The organism is Sphingobium sp. SJ10-10, from assembly GCF_036038995.2.
Lineage (GTDB): Bacteria > Pseudomonadota > Alphaproteobacteria > Sphingomonadales > Sphingomonadaceae > Sphingobium.
Window position 1 is genome coordinate 1474170 of sequence record NZ_CP158132.1, and the last position, 14253, is coordinate 1488422.

General features: G+C 64.2%; 17 protein-coding genes and 1 pseudogene. 13 read left to right on the plus strand and 5 right to left on the minus strand.

Annotation, left to right across the window (positions count from 1 at the left end):
- Positions 1–96: 96 nt before the first annotated feature.
- From VVT58_RS06970 to VVT58_RS06980, 3 genes are all read left to right on the plus strand, one after another.
- Positions 97–1536, plus strand: coding sequence for a hypothetical protein (locus VVT58_RS06970; protein ID WP_327753624.1), 1440 nt, complete (start codon positions 97–99; stop codon positions 1534–1536).
- Between the two features lie 87 nt (positions 1537–1623).
- Entirely contained in the window at positions 1624–2490 is an 867-nt protein-coding gene (gene lgt, locus VVT58_RS06975) for a prolipoprotein diacylglyceryl transferase (protein WP_327753623.1), read from the plus strand.
- The gene (locus tag VVT58_RS06980) at positions 2480–3547 is read left to right on the plus strand and encodes an SAM-dependent methyltransferase (RefSeq protein WP_327753622.1); all 1068 of its coding nucleotides are present in this window, start codon (positions 2480–2482) and stop codon (positions 3545–3547) included. The genes lgt and VVT58_RS06980 overlap by 11 nt, the downstream gene beginning before the upstream one ends.
- A 49-nt stretch (positions 3548–3596) precedes the next feature.
- On the opposite strand, the gene gmk is transcribed toward VVT58_RS06980, so the two are convergent.
- The 4 genes from gmk to VVT58_RS07000 form a co-directional block, all read right to left on the minus strand.
- Entirely contained in the window at positions 3597–4262 is a 666-nt protein-coding gene (gene gmk, locus VVT58_RS06985) for a guanylate kinase (RefSeq protein ID WP_066561562.1), read from the minus strand.
- Positions 4263–4313: 51 nt separating this feature from the next.
- Positions 4314–4655, minus strand: a complete 342-nt coding sequence (locus tag VVT58_RS06990) for a hypothetical protein (RefSeq protein ID WP_327753621.1) — start codon at positions 4653–4655, stop codon at positions 4314–4316.
- A 49-nt stretch (positions 4656–4704) separates the two neighbouring features.
- The gene (fumC, locus tag VVT58_RS06995) at positions 4705–6090 is read right to left on the minus strand and encodes a class II fumarate hydratase (protein ID WP_327753620.1); all 1386 of its coding nucleotides are present in this window, start codon (positions 6088–6090) and stop codon (positions 4705–4707) included.
- Positions 6091–6157: 67 nt separating this feature from the next.
- Positions 6158–6634 carry a ClpXP protease specificity-enhancing factor SspB gene (locus tag VVT58_RS07000; RefSeq protein ID WP_327753619.1) on the minus strand — a complete coding sequence of 159 codons (477 nt, stop codon included), beginning with the start codon at positions 6632–6634 and terminating at the stop codon, positions 6158–6160.
- 99 nt (positions 6635–6733) lie between these two features.
- Here VVT58_RS07000 and hisB point away from each other — a divergent pair, with 99 nt between their 5' ends.
- The 7 genes and pseudogenes from hisB (at position 6734) to VVT58_RS07035 (ending at position 10688) form a co-directional block, all read left to right on the plus strand.
- A complete protein-coding gene (hisB, locus tag VVT58_RS07005) occupies positions 6734–7321 on the plus strand; it encodes an imidazoleglycerol-phosphate dehydratase HisB (RefSeq protein ID WP_066556006.1) in 588 nt (195 codons plus the stop codon).
- Positions 7318–7935 carry an imidazole glycerol phosphate synthase subunit HisH gene (gene hisH / locus VVT58_RS07010; RefSeq protein ID WP_327753617.1) on the plus strand — a complete coding sequence of 206 codons (618 nt, stop codon included), beginning with the start codon at positions 7318–7320 and terminating at the stop codon, positions 7933–7935. The genes hisB and hisH overlap by 4 nt, the downstream gene beginning before the upstream one ends.
- Positions 7932–8669 carry a 1-(5-phosphoribosyl)-5-[(5-phosphoribosylamino)methylideneamino]imidazole-4-carboxamide isomerase gene (gene hisA / locus VVT58_RS07015; RefSeq protein WP_066556001.1) on the plus strand — a complete coding sequence of 246 codons (738 nt, stop codon included), beginning with the start codon at positions 7932–7934 and terminating at the stop codon, positions 8667–8669. Before hisH ends, hisA begins: the two co-directional genes overlap by 4 nt.
- Positions 8670–8679: 10 nt before the next feature.
- Positions 8680–9444 (plus strand): imidazole glycerol phosphate synthase subunit HisF, encoded by a 765-nt coding sequence (gene hisF, locus VVT58_RS07020; protein ID WP_327753616.1) that lies wholly within the window; start codon positions 8680–8682, stop codon positions 9442–9444.
- A gap of 77 nt (positions 9445–9521) precedes the next feature.
- Positions 9522–9665: pseudogene (locus VVT58_RS07025) on the plus strand (PEP-CTERM sorting domain-containing protein); the annotation flags it as partial.
- 42 nt (positions 9666–9707) lie between these two features.
- A complete protein-coding gene (locus tag VVT58_RS07030; RefSeq protein ID WP_327753615.1) occupies positions 9708–10028 on the plus strand; it encodes a phosphoribosyl-ATP diphosphatase in 321 nt (106 codons plus the stop codon).
- A gap of 78 nt (positions 10029–10106) precedes the next feature.
- Positions 10107–10688, plus strand: a complete 582-nt coding sequence (locus tag VVT58_RS07035; RefSeq protein WP_327753614.1) for a hypothetical protein — start codon at positions 10107–10109, stop codon at positions 10686–10688.
- On the opposite strand, the gene VVT58_RS07040 is transcribed toward VVT58_RS07035, so the two are convergent.
- Positions 10689–11612, minus strand: coding sequence for a histone deacetylase (locus VVT58_RS07040; RefSeq protein ID WP_327753729.1), 924 nt, complete (start codon positions 11610–11612; stop codon positions 10689–10691).
- Between the two features lie 58 nt (positions 11613–11670).
- Between VVT58_RS07040 and VVT58_RS07045 the strand changes: the two genes are divergently transcribed.
- From VVT58_RS07045 to VVT58_RS07055, 3 genes are all read left to right on the plus strand, one after another.
- The gene (locus tag VVT58_RS07045) at positions 11671–13143 is read left to right on the plus strand and encodes a L,D-transpeptidase family protein (protein ID WP_327753613.1); all 1473 of its coding nucleotides are present in this window, start codon (positions 11671–11673) and stop codon (positions 13141–13143) included.
- A gap of 4 nt (positions 13144–13147) precedes the next feature.
- The gene (locus tag VVT58_RS07050) at positions 13148–13441 is read left to right on the plus strand and encodes a hypothetical protein (protein WP_066555991.1); all 294 of its coding nucleotides are present in this window, start codon (positions 13148–13150) and stop codon (positions 13439–13441) included.
- A gap of 125 nt (positions 13442–13566) precedes the next feature.
- Positions 13567–14247, plus strand: coding sequence for a murein L,D-transpeptidase catalytic domain family protein (locus VVT58_RS07055; protein ID WP_066555989.1), 681 nt, complete (start codon positions 13567–13569; stop codon positions 14245–14247).
- Positions 14248–14253: the final 6 nt, after the last annotated feature.

Here is a 14253-nt window from a genome sequence, read left to right on the forward strand (position 1 = left end):
ACGCAGGAATGACGGCTTCCTATCCGATCTCACCGCTCCACCCTCTCGACAGTGACCGCAATTGCAGGCTGCTATCAAGGCCTTGAAGGGGGAACCATGCAGATCAATGCCGACTCTTCCGGTGCCGCCATTACCTCCAGGCCATGGCCACTCACCGTCGCTGCCATTCTCCTGATCTGTTCCTTGCTTCTCTTCTGGCCGGGCATTGCGAGCTACGACACAGTCGTTCAATATCAACAACTTCTGAGCGGAAGCTATGACGACTGGCATCCGCCGGTCATGGCCCGGCTCTGGTCGATCCTGCCCTTCGCCCATCATGGCACCGCGCCCATGTTCGCGCTACAACTGAGCGGTTACTGGATCGGCCTTGGTCTGCTCGCCCGGACGCTCGGCGGCCGGAGGGCCATCGCCCTGCTCGCCGTCGGCGCGACGCCGTTCCTCAGCGGATGGCTCGCCGTCGTGATCAAGGACAGCCAGATGATCGGCGCGCTGGCCCTCGCTACCGGCCTTGTCGGCCATTTCCGCCTGCGCCACCAGCCCATCCCGGCGCCGGCCCTGATCGTCATCATCCTCTGCCTGATCTACGCTACATTGCTCCGCGCCAATGCGGTCTTCTCGACCGTTCCGTTGGCGATGCTGCTGCTTGCCCGGCCACAATCCGGCGCTGCCCGCTTCGTCATGATGATCGCCGCCATCCCGGCCATCCTGCTCCTCTCCCAGCCAATCAACCACGGTCTGTTCGGCGCGGAGGACAGCGGCGTCCGCCGCACCCAGCCGATGTACGACCTGGCGGGCATTGCCGTGCGGGCAGGGGACGGGACAGCCGGCGGTCTCTCCACGAAAGCGATCGAGGCACTGAGACAAGATGATTGCGTCCGTCCGCTGTTTTGGGACTCGCTGAGCGCCACCCCCGCTTGCCAATCCGCCATCAAATATTGGGAGAAAGCGCCGATCGGCCCGCTCTATCTCCAGCTCGCCGTGGCGGCGGCGCGCCATCCGATCGCCTATCTTGCCCATCGCGCCGCCCATCTCAATTCGACCGAGCGCTGGCTGGTTCCCCTCCACTGGCCGCTCGCCGCGCCGCCGGCTCGGGCCGAACCCAATGACCTTGGCCTCGCCAACCCTCAAAGCCCTCTGATCGCGGCATGGCAGCGTCTGGCGGCATGGCTGACGGAAACGCCGCTGGCCTGGCCGATCCTGTGGACCGCAGCCGCTCTTTGGGGCCTGTGGACCAGCCTTGCCCTGGCATCCGGAAGGACCAAGGATAGCGCCGGAAATAGTGCCAGGGATTTGGCGCTTGCCCTCTTCGCCTCCGCCCTGTTTCAGGAGGCCAGCTTCGCGGTCATCAGCATATCGTCGGATCTGCGCTATCATCTCTGGCCCATGCTGGCGACGGCGATCGGCTGGCTGATCCTGGGCCGTTCGCCCTTGCGCGGGCGGCGCGGGGCGGGACTGACCATCGCGCTGCTGCTGCTCTGCGGCGGCGTCGCCCGTTTCACCCTGCCGCCGGTACCGCCCCATTATGCGGGGCTGTAGCCGGACCGGCGCCCATCAAACGCCCCCTTTCATCTTCCCCCCAACCTGCTCTATGGCGGGTCCGATTTTCCCAAGGGGAACGACAACTTGATCCTTGACCTTGCCGCCGCCGCTTCGGGCGCCATCCGTTTCGACCAGCTTGGCCTCAGCCCGGTCGCGCTCGACCTCGGCTTCTTCACGCTGAAATGGTACAGCCTCGCCTATCTGGCCGGCATCCTGATCGGCTACTGGTATCTGCTGAAGCTGATCGCCCAGCCCGGATCGCCCATGGCCCGCCGCCATGCCGACGACATGATCTTCTATGCGACGCTGGGCATCATCATCGGCGGGCGGCTGGCCTATGTCTTCTTCTATCAGCCCGAAATCCTCCGCAACCCGCTCGATATCTTCAAGCTGTGGAACGGCGGCATGTCCTTCCATGGCGGCGCGATCGGCGTGTCGCTCGGCATCCTCTACATGGCCCGCAAGGAGAAACTGAGCTGGCTGCGTATCCATGATTTCGTGGCCTGCTGCGTCCCCTTCGGCCTGTTCTTCGGCCGCCTCGCCAATTTCGTGAACGGGGAATTGTGGGGCAAGGAAACCGACGTGGCCTGGGCGATCATCTTTCCGACCGGCGGCCCCTTCCCCCGCCATCCCAGCCAGCTTTACGAAGCCTTTTTCGAAGGCATCATCCTCTTCCTCATTCTGGCCTTCGCCTTCTGGAAGACCCGCGCCCGCTACAAGCCCGGCATGCTCGTGGGCCTCTTCCTCTTCTGCTACGGCATCTTCCGCTTCGGCATCGAATATTTCCGCGAAGCCGACGCGCAGCTCATGGAATTCGCCGCCCGCACCGGCCTTCATATGGGCCAGTGGCTCTGCGTGCCGATGATCCTGGGCGGCCTCTACCTGATCGTCACGGCGAAGGGCCGCCGTATCCGTGTGGAGCCCATTGCAGGCAGCGCGAGTGTCAGTTGAACTCGGTCTTTCGGAACGCCTGTCGCGCCAGATCGCGGCGGGCGGCCCGATCTCCGTCGCCCATTATATGGCGGAGGCGAACCAGCATTATTACGGCACCCGCGACCCGTTGGGCGCGGCGGGCGATTTCACCACCGCGCCCGAAATCAGCCAGATGTTCGGGGAACTGATCGGACTCTGCCTCGCGGACATGTGGATGCGATCGGGCAGCCGTCCGGAGGTGCATTATGTCGAGTTGGGCCCCGGCCGCGGCACGCTTGCCTCCGACGCGCTGCGCGCCATGGCCAGCGCATCGCTCCATCCCCGCGTTCATTTCGTCGAAACCAGCCCCAGCCTGCGGGAAAGGCAAAGGGCGCTGATACCCAATGTCTCACACCACGACGCCGTTTCAAGCCTGCCAGAGCAGGGGCCGCTGCTGGTCGTCGCCAATGAATTTTTCGATGCCCTCCCCGTCCGGCAGCTTGTCCGCGTCGGTCAGGAATGGCGCGAGCGGGTGGTCGTACGCCCCGATCCCGAACAGCCCGCGCATTTCGCCCCAATGCCCGGTTACCGCCGAGTCGAATCCGGCATCCCCGCCATGGCCGCCGACGCGCCGGAAGGCACGATCCTTGAAATGCCGCTCGCCGGATCGGCCATCGCGCTGGAACTGGCGCATCGCATCGCGCGGCAGGGCGGCGCCGCGATCATCATCGACTATGGCTATGAAGGCCCGGCCACCGGCGACACGCTCCAGGCCGTCAGAGCGCATCGGTTCGTTGACCCTTTCTTCGAACCCGGCGAGAGTGACCTAACCACCCATGTCGATTTCACCATGATCGGCAATATGGCGCGGCAAGCCGGGCTGCACGTGACGCAAACGGTCGGTCAGGGTGCCTTTCTGCGCCAGCTCGGCATCGACGCCCGCGCCGATCAGTTGAGCCGCACCGCGCCCGCTCGCGCAGAGGAAGTGGAGGCCGCCCGTCATCGGCTGACCGCTGACGACGCCATGGGAACGCTGTTCAAGGCCATGGCCTGGGTTCACCCGGACTGGGCCGACCCGGCGGGATTTGAGGGATAAATTACCGTGCTCCTGCCTGCGCAGGAGCAGGTTTCAGCCAGCCAGACCCTCAATCGTCCTGATGATAACGGCTGAGCTTGCGGATAAAGCCAATCAGCCCCGTCTGCCGGCTGCGCTTCATTCGCTCGGCATGCAGGATGGTCTGGACGCGCTGGAAACAATCTTCCGCATCGACATTGCACAGGACATAATCATAGCCGTCCCAATGCGCGATCTCTCCAGCGGCGCGGGACATGCGGCCCTCGATCACTTCATTGCTGTCCGTCGCCCGGCCGCGCAGGCGGCGCTCCAACTCCTCCATCGAGGGAGGCAGAATGAATATGCGCACGACATCGCCGCCCGCAATCTGGTGAAGCTGCTGCGCGCCCTGCCAGTCGATGTCGAACAGCACGTCGCGCCCAGACTTCAGCATCGCCTCCACCGGCTCGCGGGGCGTGCCGTAGCGCTGGCCGAAGACATGCGCCCATTCCAGGAATTCATGATCGGCGGTCATCCGCCGGAATTCCTCCAGATCGACGAAATGATAATCCTTGCCCTCGACTTCGCCTGGCCGCATCGGCCGCGTCGTCGCGGACACCGACATCGCCAGGTCCGGCTCGGCCGCAAGCAGCTTGCGCGCAATGGTGGATTTACCGGCGCCCGAAGGCGAGGAAAGAACGAACAGGACGCCGCGGCGCTTGAAATCGGGCGTCTCGATGGAGGTGCTGTCGGCCATGGCCGCTAGTGCCGCCATGAACGCCATTTGGCAAGAGGGACAATCCGCGCGTCAGCCTTTACGAGCCTTGCGCGCCTCTTCGATCAATATCGGCTGCGCGCTTTTGTCCGGCAGGGTCTTGGCCTTGCGCTTACGGTCCGCTTCGCGCTTCGCTTCGTAGATCTTGCCCACCATATAGGCGCCCGTCACGAACAGAGCGCCCGCCGGATAGCGCATGATGAGCCGCTTGGCGCCCATTCCCGCGAGCAGGCCGATCACGCCCTTCTTGCCGGTATCCGCCGCAACGCGGGCCGCGACGACCGTCGCTCCGACACGGGCCGCCTTTTTGAGCAAGCTGTCCTTGCGCGGCGGGCGGACGGCGATCAGCGGCTGGTCGGGCGATTTTTTCTTCATGGGGCGTCAATGTACCGCAGCCCGTCGGGTTCCGCCATGTCGATCTGAATCAGACCATATTTTCCGGCCGGACCAGCCGATCGAAGGTCGCTTCATCGACCAGTCCCAACGCCAGGCCCGCCTCCTTCAACGTCAGCCCTTCGGCATGGGCATGTTTGGCGATCTTCGCGGCATTGTCATAGCCGATCTCCGGCGCCAGCGCCGTCACCAGCATCAGCGATCGGTCGACCAGTTCGGCTATCCGTTTCTCATTCGCCTCCAGCCCTTCGACGCAGCGTTCGGCAAAGCTGTCCATGCCGACGCTCAGCAAATGGATCGACCGCAGCACCGCCGCGCCGATCAGCGGCTTGAAGACATTGAGTTCCAGATGCCCCTGCAAGCCGCCGACCGTGACCGCCTGATGGTTGCCGATCACCTGGGCGGCTACCATCGTCAGCATCTCGCACTGCGTCGGGTTGACCTTGCCCGGCATGATGGAACTGCCCGGCTCATTGGCAGGCAGATCGAGTTCGCCAAGGCCCGAACGCGGACCGCTGCCCAGCAGGCGGATGTCATTGGCGATCTTGGTCAACGCCACCGCCAGCGTCGCCAGGGTCGAGGACAGATGCACCAGCGGATCGTTGGAGGCGAGCGCTTCGAACTTGTTGTCCGCCGTCCGAAACGGCAATCCGGTCAGCGTTGCGATCTCCTTTGCGACGGCGACATCGAAATCCTTGGGCGCGTTAAGGCCCGTGCCGACCGCCGTGCCGCCCTGCGCCAGCGCCATCATGCCATGCATGGTGGCCGGTTCGATCCGCTTGCGGCTCCGGTAGAGTTGATGCGCATAGCCGGAAAATTCCTGCCCCAGCGTCAACGGCGTCGCATCCTGCAAATGGGTGCGGCCGATCTTGACGATGCCCGCCCACGCCTTCGCCTTGGCGTCGAGCGCGGCATGCAGCCGGTCCAGCGCGGGGAACAGATGCCCGGTCACCGCCCGCGCCGCGGCAATATGCAATGCCGTCGGGAAGCTGTCATTGGACGACTGCCCCATATTCACATGGTCGTTTGGATGGACCGGGTTTTTGCCGCCACGCTTGCCGGTCAGCGCTTCATTGGCGATGCCCGCAATCACCTCATTGACGTTCATGTTGGACTGGGTGCCGCTGCCGGTCTGCCAAATGACGAGGGGGAATTGGTCGTCATGGCGGCCCGCAATCACTTCGGCGGCAGCAGCCTCGACCGCATCGGCCAGTCCCGAGTCGAGGCCATGATCGCGATTCACTTGCGCTGCCGCCTGCTTCACGATCGCCAGGGCATGGACGATGCCGATCGGCATCCGCTCGTCCGACCCGAAGGGGAAATTTTCGATGCTGCGCTGGGTCTGCGCGCCCCAATAAGCGTCGGCAGGCACTTCGATGGCGCCAATGCTGTCGGTTTCGGTACGAGTCTCGCTCAAATCAGCCACTCCCTGAAATTGCTGGAGTGCCACCAATCTGGGGAAGCTCGCCCCCCTATTCCAGAGCTTATTTCTTCTTGCCGAAATCCACGGTGACGACATTGGAGCCGTCTTCCGTCATCACTTGGGGGGCGTCATTTTCCGCTTCTTCATGCGGTTCGGGCGCGATGTCGGCCTGCGCCTGGAATTGCAGGGCGAAATTCACCGCTGGATCGACGAAGGCCGTGATCGCGGCAAAGGGAATATACAGATGCGCGGCGACCTGATTGAAGGTCAGGCTGACCCCAAAGGCGTCATCGCTGACCTTCAGATCCCAATATTTATTCTGCAGCACGACGGTCATCTCGTCGGGGAATCGCTCCACCAGATGACGGGGAATATCGACTCCGGCCGCCTGAGTCTTGAAGGTGATGTAGAAATGATGCGCGCCGGGAAGCCCCCCAGAACGCTCGATTTCTCCCAGAACACGGCCGACCACAGCGCGCAGTGCCTCCTGCACGATTTCGTCATAGGGAATCAGGCTATCGGGCAGGTCTTCACTCATGCGCCAATGTCCTAGCGGCGCGGCGGCGCGGGTCAAGAGCGCGCCATAGATTGCAGGGGTACATTGCAACGTGGGGCCACTTCGGTATAGGGCGCAGCCATGCGCACGGCCGACATTCACCGCAACACTGCGGAAACGCAGATCGACGTGACCGTCAACCTCGACGGCACCGGCATCTATACCGTTTCGACGGGCATTGGCTTTTTCGATCACATGATCGAGCAACTGTCCCGCCACTCGCTGATCGACATGGATGTGAAGACGGTCGGTGACTTGCATGTAGACCAGCACCACACCACCGAGGATACGGCGATCGCCATTGGCGAGGCGGTGGCTAAGGCGCTGGGCGACAAGCGCGGCATTTCCCGCTACGGCAGCGTCTATTCCCCGATGGATGAGACACTGACCCGCGTGTCGCTGGATATTTCCGGCCGCCCCTGGCTGGTGTTCAAGGCTCCCTTCACCGTGCAGCGCATCGGGGAATGGGACACGGAGATGGTCGAGCATTTCTTCCACAGCTTCGCCCAGGCTGCGGGGATCACGCTGCACATCGAAAATCTTTACGGCAGCAACAATCATCATATCGTCGAAAGCTGCTTCAAGGGGCTCGCCCGCGCGCTGCGGCAGGCGGTGGAGATCGACCCGCGCAAGGCCGACGCCATTCCGTCGACCAAGGGGATATTGTGACCGCGCTTGCCCTCATCGATTACGGCGCGGGCAACCTTCATTCGGTGCATAACGCTCTGCGCAAGGCGGGAGCGGACAATGCCGTCATCACCGCCGATGCCGAACTGGTGGCGAAGGCGGATCGGATCGTCCTGCCCGGTGTCGGCGCTTTTCGCGCCTGCCGCGATGCGCTGGTCGCCATCCCCGGCATGGTCGAGGCGATGAACGAGGCGGTGTTAGAGCGCGGCGTGCCCTTTCTGGGCGTGTGCGTGGGCATGCAATTGCTGGCCGACGCCGGGGAAGAATTCGGACGGCATGAAGGACTGGGCTGGATTCCCGGCACCGTGCGCCTGATCGAGCCTCATGATCCGGCGATCAAAGTGCCGCATATGGGCTGGAACGACGTGACCCTGCGCGGCAATCCGCCGCTGCTGGAAGCGGGCGAGGCCTATTTCCTGCACAGCTATCATTTCGACGTGGCGCAAGACGATCATATCGCCGCCGTGACCGATCATGGCGGGCCGCTGGTCGCCGCGGTTGCGCGGGATACGATCATCGGCTGCCAGTTTCACCCGGAAAAGAGCCAGAGCTACGGCCTTTCCTTCCTTTCCCGCTTTCTGGAATGGCGTCCATGAGCCTGATCGTTTTCCCTGCCATCGACCTAAAAGGCGGCCAGGTCGTCCGACTGGCGGAGGGCGACATGAACCGCGCCACCGTCTATGGCGACAATCCGGCGGCGCAGGCGCTGCTCTTTGCCGAGGCGGGCGCGCAGCATCTGCATGTCGTCGATCTGGACGGCAGTTTCGCGGGCCATGCGGTCAATGCCGAAGCGGTCGAGGCCATTGTCGCGGCTTTCCCCGGCCATGTGCAACTGGGCGGCGGCATCCGCAACCGGGAAGCGGTGGAGCGCTGGTTCGATCTTGGTGTATCGCGCATCGTGATCGGCACGGCTGCGCTCAAGGATCCGGATTTCGTCAAGGCTGCGGCGCGGGACTTTCCCGGCGGCATCGTGGTGGCGGTCGATGCCCGCGACGGCTTCGTCGCGACCGATGGCTGGGCCGAGAAATCGGACATGCCGGTGGTCGACCTCGCCCGCCGGTTCGAGGATGCTGGCGTCGCCAGCCTGCTCTTCACCGATGTGGGCCGCGACGGGCTGCTCAAGGGCTGCAATATCGACGCGACCGTCGATCTGGCGCGGGCGACCGACATTCCGGTGATCGCCAGCGGCGGAGTCGCGGGGATCGCGGATATCCGGATACTCAGCCTGCATGCCGATGAAGGGATCGAAGGCGTGATCACGGGCCGTGCCCTCTATGACGGTCGGCTGGACCTGAAGGCAGCGCTGGCTGTGGCGCGGGCTGCGGCCTAGGAGAACAGCCATGACGGTCCGCACCCGCGTCATCCCCTGTCTGGACGTCGCCAATGGGCGGGTGGTCAAGGGCGTGAACTTCGTCGACCTGCGCGATGCAGGCGATCCGGTCGAGCAGGCCAAGATCTACGACGCGGCGGGCGCGGATGAGCTGTGCTTCCTCGACATCACCGCGACGCATGAGGCGCGCGGGACGATATTGGACGTGGTGCGGCGCACCGCGGAGGTCTGCTTCATGCCGGTGACGGTCGGCGGCGGCGTGCGCAGTCCGGAGGATGCGCGGGCGCTCCTGCTCGCCGGAGCGGACAAGGTGGCGGTGAACAGCGCGGCGGTCGTCCGGCCGGAAGTGGTGGCGGATATTGCCGACCGTTTCGGCAGCCAGTGCGTCGTCGGCTCGGTCGACGCCCGGCGTGTGGGTGAGAATCGTTGGGAAATCTTCACCCATGGCGGGCGCAAGCCCACGGGTATCGATGCGCTGGAGCATGCGGTTCGACTCGCCACACTGGGCGCGGGCGAACTGCTGGTTACCTCGATGGACGGGGACGGCACCAAGGCGGGCTATGACCTGGCGCTGACCCGCGCCATTGCCGATGCGGTATCCGTCCCGGTGATCGCCAGCGGCGGCGTCGGGACGCTGGAGCATTTGGTCGAAGGCGTGATCGAAGGCCACGCCAGTGCCGTGCTGGCGGCATCGATATTTCACTTCGGTCAACACAGCATTGCTGAAGCGCATCAGGCGCTCGCTGCCGCAGGTGTGCCGGTTCGGGCAGGCTGATCGCCTGTTTCTCGGCAAAACGTCGGTTTCCCGTACATTAACCAATAGCTACAGGCTATCGTTAATCATTATGGCCCTGCTCCGGCTCCAGCAGCTCGGGCGGCTCTTCGTCCGACGGCGCACTCACTCCTGTGCCGGAACCGGAACAGATGGCCCTGTTCGGCCTTGGCGCTGCGGTGCTTGGCGCGCGGGTTTTCGCCGCGCGCCGCAAGCCGAAGTAAGTTTTCATTTGACGGGTCGCGTGCGCGGCGCTTGATGGCGCCATGCGCGCGACCCTATTCGATCTTGAACAGACCATCCGTCAACGGCGGCAGGCCGATCCCAGCCGATCCTATGTGGCCAAGCTGACCGCCAGGGGACGCGGCAAGATCGCCCAGAAAGTCGGTGAGGAAGCCGTCGAAACGGTGATCGCGGCCATGGCCTCCGACCGGAAGGGGGCGATCGGTGAAAGCGCGGACCTGCTGTTCCACCTACTGGTGCTGCTGGCCGATCTCGACATCAGTCTGGACGATGTGCTGGACGAGTTGGACCGGCGCGAAGGCGTGTCCGGCATCACGGAAAAAGCTTCGCGCAAAGCCGATTGAGGGTCTTTTCCGGAAAGATATTGCCGCATCGGCGTTTGTCCGTCAGCCTCTCAAGCCATCGAGAGGACAGGAGGGCATATGTTCAAAACCCTGTTGGGCGGCCTGATCGGCGGCGTGGCGATGTATCTGGTGGGCTTCATCTTCTGGGGCACTCCGCTGAGCGCCCTCGCCTTTCATCGCGCGGAATCCGGAGCGGGCAGCAATTTACAGGCCGCCATGGCGCAGGCGCTGACGCCGTCGGGCACCGGCGTCTATGTGATCCCCGATCCGGCGACCGCTGAAGGCACTGTGCTTTATGGCAAGGGGCCGGTCGCGATGGTCTTCTACAACAGCAGCGGTTTTCCGGTGACGGACGCCGGCGCCTTGATCGGCGGCCTGATCCTGGCGCTGGTGGTCGGGGTGCTGATCGCGCTGATGCTGCGCTTCGTCAGTGGCGATCTGGGCGGAAGGGCCAGAGTGACGATATTGTTCGCGCTCGCCGCCGTGCTGTGGCTGCATGTCGGGCAAGCCGTGTTCAACCATACGCCCTGGGGATATAGTCTTTATCTGGCCTTCAGCGATTTTGTCGCATTGATCGCGGCAGGACTGGTGGCAGCGAAGATCATGGAAGGCAGGCGCCCAACCGGCTTCGCCCCCGTCGTGGATGAAACGGTGCACTAATCAGGATTGCGCACCGGCATCCCCTTCCGGAGCAGCCTCTTCCGCCAGCCGGATCATGCAGTCGGCGTGCCGGCGGGCGATCGCCATGCGATCCGCGCCATAACCTCCGCCCATGGTGCTGGCGAGCGCTATGCCCCGGCTGCGCGCGGCGCGCATCACGCTCCGGTCGCGGCGGTCCAGACCTGCATCGCTGAGCGCAAGGCGACCCAGACGGTCGTCTGCATGGGGATCAACCCCCGCCTGATAGAGGATCAAGTCGGGCCGGAAATCGTCCAGCACGGGCGGCATCACCTCCATCAGGGCGTCCATATAGCCGTCGTCGCCCGTTCCGTCGGGCAAGCCGATGTCGATCGTCGAACGCGCCTTGCGCACAGGGAAATTGCGTTCCGCGTGGATCGACAAGGTGAAGATATCCCCACGCCCGCTCGTCAGCACGGCGGTGCCGTCGCCCTGATGCACGTCGAGATCCAGGATCAATATCCGCCGCGCATCCCCTTCTCCGATCAATCGATTGGCCGCAATGGCAAGGTCGTTGAACACGCAATAGCCCGCGCCGCTGTCAGCCAGCGCATGATGGCTGCCCCCCGCCGCGTTGGCGGCATAGCCATGACGCAGCGCCAGCCGGGCCGCCAGCCAGGTGCCGCCGGGCGAGAGCATGGAGCGGCGCATCACCCGATCCGTCACCGGAAAGCCGATGCGCCTTTCCTTTTCGGGCGGCACGCTCAGCGTCACGACCTGATCGACATAGGCGGGATCATGGACCGCCTCTATCCATTGGCGCGGCATGGGGGCGGGTTCATGCACGGTAAAGGGCGCCGCGGCCATGGTCAGCGCTTCCATCACCAGCCCATATTTGTCGAAGCGAAAGGAACTGCCCGCTGTTGCCGGAGAGACATAGGCCGGATGGTGAACAACGTGCAGCATCATCTTTTCCGCTATCTTCGAGTTTGAACGATGCGGGCTTTGCGCTATCTGGTCCAGCATGAACCGTCCCGAATTGATCCGTTTTTCCGTTTTTTGTCTGCTGGGTGCGGCCGCCGTGCCGTCCGTGGCGCAGCCTCCGGCGGTTGCGCCGACACTGCCCGCGCCCCCATCCTCCCCCCCTGCTCCGCAGGTGATCCTGCCGCCGTCCATCGTGACGCCGCCCCCCCCTGTACCGCTGCCCCCCCTGTCCACCACGCAGGAACGCTGGCTCAACGACTGGCTGAAGGGCGGCACGCAGCAAGGGCTGATGGCCCGCAGCAAGGCAACGGGCGACCTGACGGGCGATGCCCTGCTTTCGGCAGCATTGGACCGGGCCAGGGCGCTCAGCACGGGGCGCGTCGACACGGCGGACTTTCTGGCGATCTGGGCGCTGCGCCCTGCCCCGTTCGATCCGCGACCGGGCTTGGCCAAGGCGATCAGCGAGGATCGGTTGCCGCAATGGGCGCTCAATTTGACGCCGCCCTATGCGGGTTATGATGGCCTGCGCAAAGGTCTGGCCAATTATGAGCGGATTCGCGACGCGGGCGGTTGGCCGGCGCTGACGGCGCAATCCTCGCCCGATACCGTGCGCGCCCGCATCGCCGTAGAGGACAAGAGCGTCACGCCGAGCGAAAAGCTGACCGACGTGCTGCAACGGGCGCAGCGGCGCTATGGCCTCAACCCCACCGGCTTGCTGGATGCGCGGACGCTCAGGGAACTGAACGTGCCGGTCGACGACCGCATCGCCGCGATCATGGCGAATATGGAGCGCTGGCGCTGGATGCCGCGCCAATTGCCAGTGAACCGGGTGCAGGTAAACATCGCCGCCGCCGTGCTGACGGTGTTCGAGGGCGATCAGCCGGTGACGTCGATGCGCGCCGTGACGGGCGCGCCGGACAATGCGACGCCGATGCTGTCGTCCAGCATCCATTCGATCGTAGTCAATCCGCCGTGGAACGTCCCCACCTCCATCGCCAAGCGCGAATTATGGCCCAAGGGGCGCGCAGCGCTGATCCGCCAGGGCTACAAGATCGTCGGCACGCCGGAGACGGGCGAGCGGATCGTGCAACCCGCCGGGCCCAACAGCGCGCTGGGACGGTTGAAGTTCGACTTCAACAATCCCTTTGCCGTCTATCTGCACGACACGCCGTCGCGGGCGAAATTTTCAAGCTATGACCGCCTGGCGAGCCATGGCTGCATTCGCCTGGAAAAGCCGGTGCCGCTGGCGGAGCTGATGGTGGCGGGCAATCCCGACCTTGCCGGGCAGATCCAGTCGCTGATCGACACCGGCAAGACCCAGCGGGTTTCGCTGCCCAAGGAAGTGGCGGTGTATCTGCTTTACTGGACTGCTTTCGCCAGCAATAACGGCACGATGAGCTTCCGTTCCGATCCCTATGGCTGGGACAAGTTGCTTGCGGAAAAGATCGAAGCATCCAGCCGCCGTGTCGACCCGACCGCCGCGCCCGCGGCCTCCATCGCATCCAAGGACTGATTTCATGCGCAAATTCGCCCTCATCGCCCTTGCCGGCGCGCTCGCCCTCGCCGCCTGCGGGAAGAAGGAGGAAGAGGCGCCGGTGACAAACAATCTGGTCGAACCGCCGGTCGAGAATGTGATCGTCGAGGAGCCGGAAGCCCCGGCTCCCGAGCCGAGCAATAACGCCGCGCCCGCTCCTGCCCCCGCCCCGACCATTTCCGAACAGCAGCAAATCGAGGACGACGCCGCAGCCACCGGCATGACCGCGCGCCTGAATCGGGAAGGCGCGGACGAGGGCGCGAACGCCACCCAATAGGATCGGCGCGTCCCGCCCCGAAAACAAGGCGGCACGGCGGTTTTACAGCAAAGAGTGGGACGGACGACGGTGGCGATCCGGCGCTCCCCTTGGACCGGCCCCGCTCCTTTGCTATATTGCGATTCATGGATCGTCGTAGTTTCACCAAGCTCGCTTTGAGCGGGCTGGCTTTTTCATTCCTTGCCGACAGTGCCGGGCGCGCTGCGTCGTTCGGTGAAACGCCGCCGCAGCCTGCTGCTCCGCCGGCACCGCGTCCGGTCTCCGCAGGGCCGCTTGCTACCCAGCCCTATGCGAAACTGCTGGAGCGCGCCAAGGCTGCGCTCGACCAACATGGCCATATGTTCACACTGCGGGACCGGGTGGGATTGGCCGATTTCAACGCCCCCTCGCGGGAATTGCGTTTCCATGTGGTCGATCTGATCGGCGGGCAAGCCAGTTCCTATCTGGTCGCCCATGGCCGCGGTTCCGACCCCGAACATTCAGGTTGGCTCCAGACCTTTTCCAATGAGCCCAATTCGCTGGCGAGTTGTTCGGGCGCCTTCAAGACAGGTGAAATTTACGAGGGCCAGCATGGCCGGGCGATGCGCCTGGCGGGGCTTGACCCGCAGAACAACAACGCGGAAATGCGCGCCATCGTCGTGCATGGCGCCGATTATGTGAGCGAAGATCACATCGCGACCTGGGGCAAGATCGGCCGCAGCGAAGGGTGCTTCGCGCTGGCGCGTCATATGTTGCCGCAGTTTATCGGGCTAATGGGTCCGGGCAGGCTGCTCTTTGCCGACAAGATCATCGGCGGGGTGGCTTGAGGCCTT

Bases quoted from the DNA above. Each gene is read 5' to 3' on its own strand.
- VVT58_RS06970 (WP_327753624.1), top strand. From the start codon at position 97: ATGCAGATCAATGCCGACTCTTCCGGTGCCGCCATTACCTCCAGGCCA.
- VVT58_RS07030 (WP_327753615.1), top strand. From the start codon at position 9,708: ATGCGCGCGACCCTATTCGATCTTGAACAGACCATCCGTCAACGGCGG.
- VVT58_RS07035 (WP_327753614.1), top strand. From the start codon at position 10,107: ATGTTCAAAACCCTGTTGGGCGGCCTGATCGGCGGCGTGGCGATGTAT.
- hisF (WP_327753616.1), top strand. From the start codon at position 8,680: ATGACGGTCCGCACCCGCGTCATCCCCTGTCTGGACGTCGCCAATGGG.
- VVT58_RS07040 (WP_327753729.1), bottom strand. From the start codon at position 11,612: ATGCTGCACGTTGTTCACCATCCGGCCTATGTCTCTCCGGCAACAGCG.
- hisA (WP_066556001.1), top strand. From the start codon at position 7,932: ATGAGCCTGATCGTTTTCCCTGCCATCGACCTAAAAGGCGGCCAGGTC.
- VVT58_RS06990 (WP_327753621.1), bottom strand. From the start codon at position 4,655: ATGAAGAAAAAATCGCCCGACCAGCCGCTGATCGCCGTCCGCCCGCCG.
- VVT58_RS07045 (WP_327753613.1), top strand. From the start codon at position 11,671: ATGAACCGTCCCGAATTGATCCGTTTTTCCGTTTTTTGTCTGCTGGGT.
- VVT58_RS07055 (WP_066555989.1), top strand. From the start codon at position 13,567: ATGGATCGTCGTAGTTTCACCAAGCTCGCTTTGAGCGGGCTGGCTTTT.
- gmk (WP_066561562.1), bottom strand. From the start codon at position 4,262: ATGGCCGACAGCACCTCCATCGAGACGCCCGATTTCAAGCGCCGCGGC.
- VVT58_RS07050 (WP_066555991.1), top strand. From the start codon at position 13,148: ATGCGCAAATTCGCCCTCATCGCCCTTGCCGGCGCGCTCGCCCTCGCC.
- hisB (WP_066556006.1), top strand. From the start codon at position 6,734: ATGCGCACGGCCGACATTCACCGCAACACTGCGGAAACGCAGATCGAC.
- VVT58_RS07000 (WP_327753619.1), bottom strand. From the start codon at position 6,634: ATGAGTGAAGACCTGCCCGATAGCCTGATTCCCTATGACGAAATCGTG.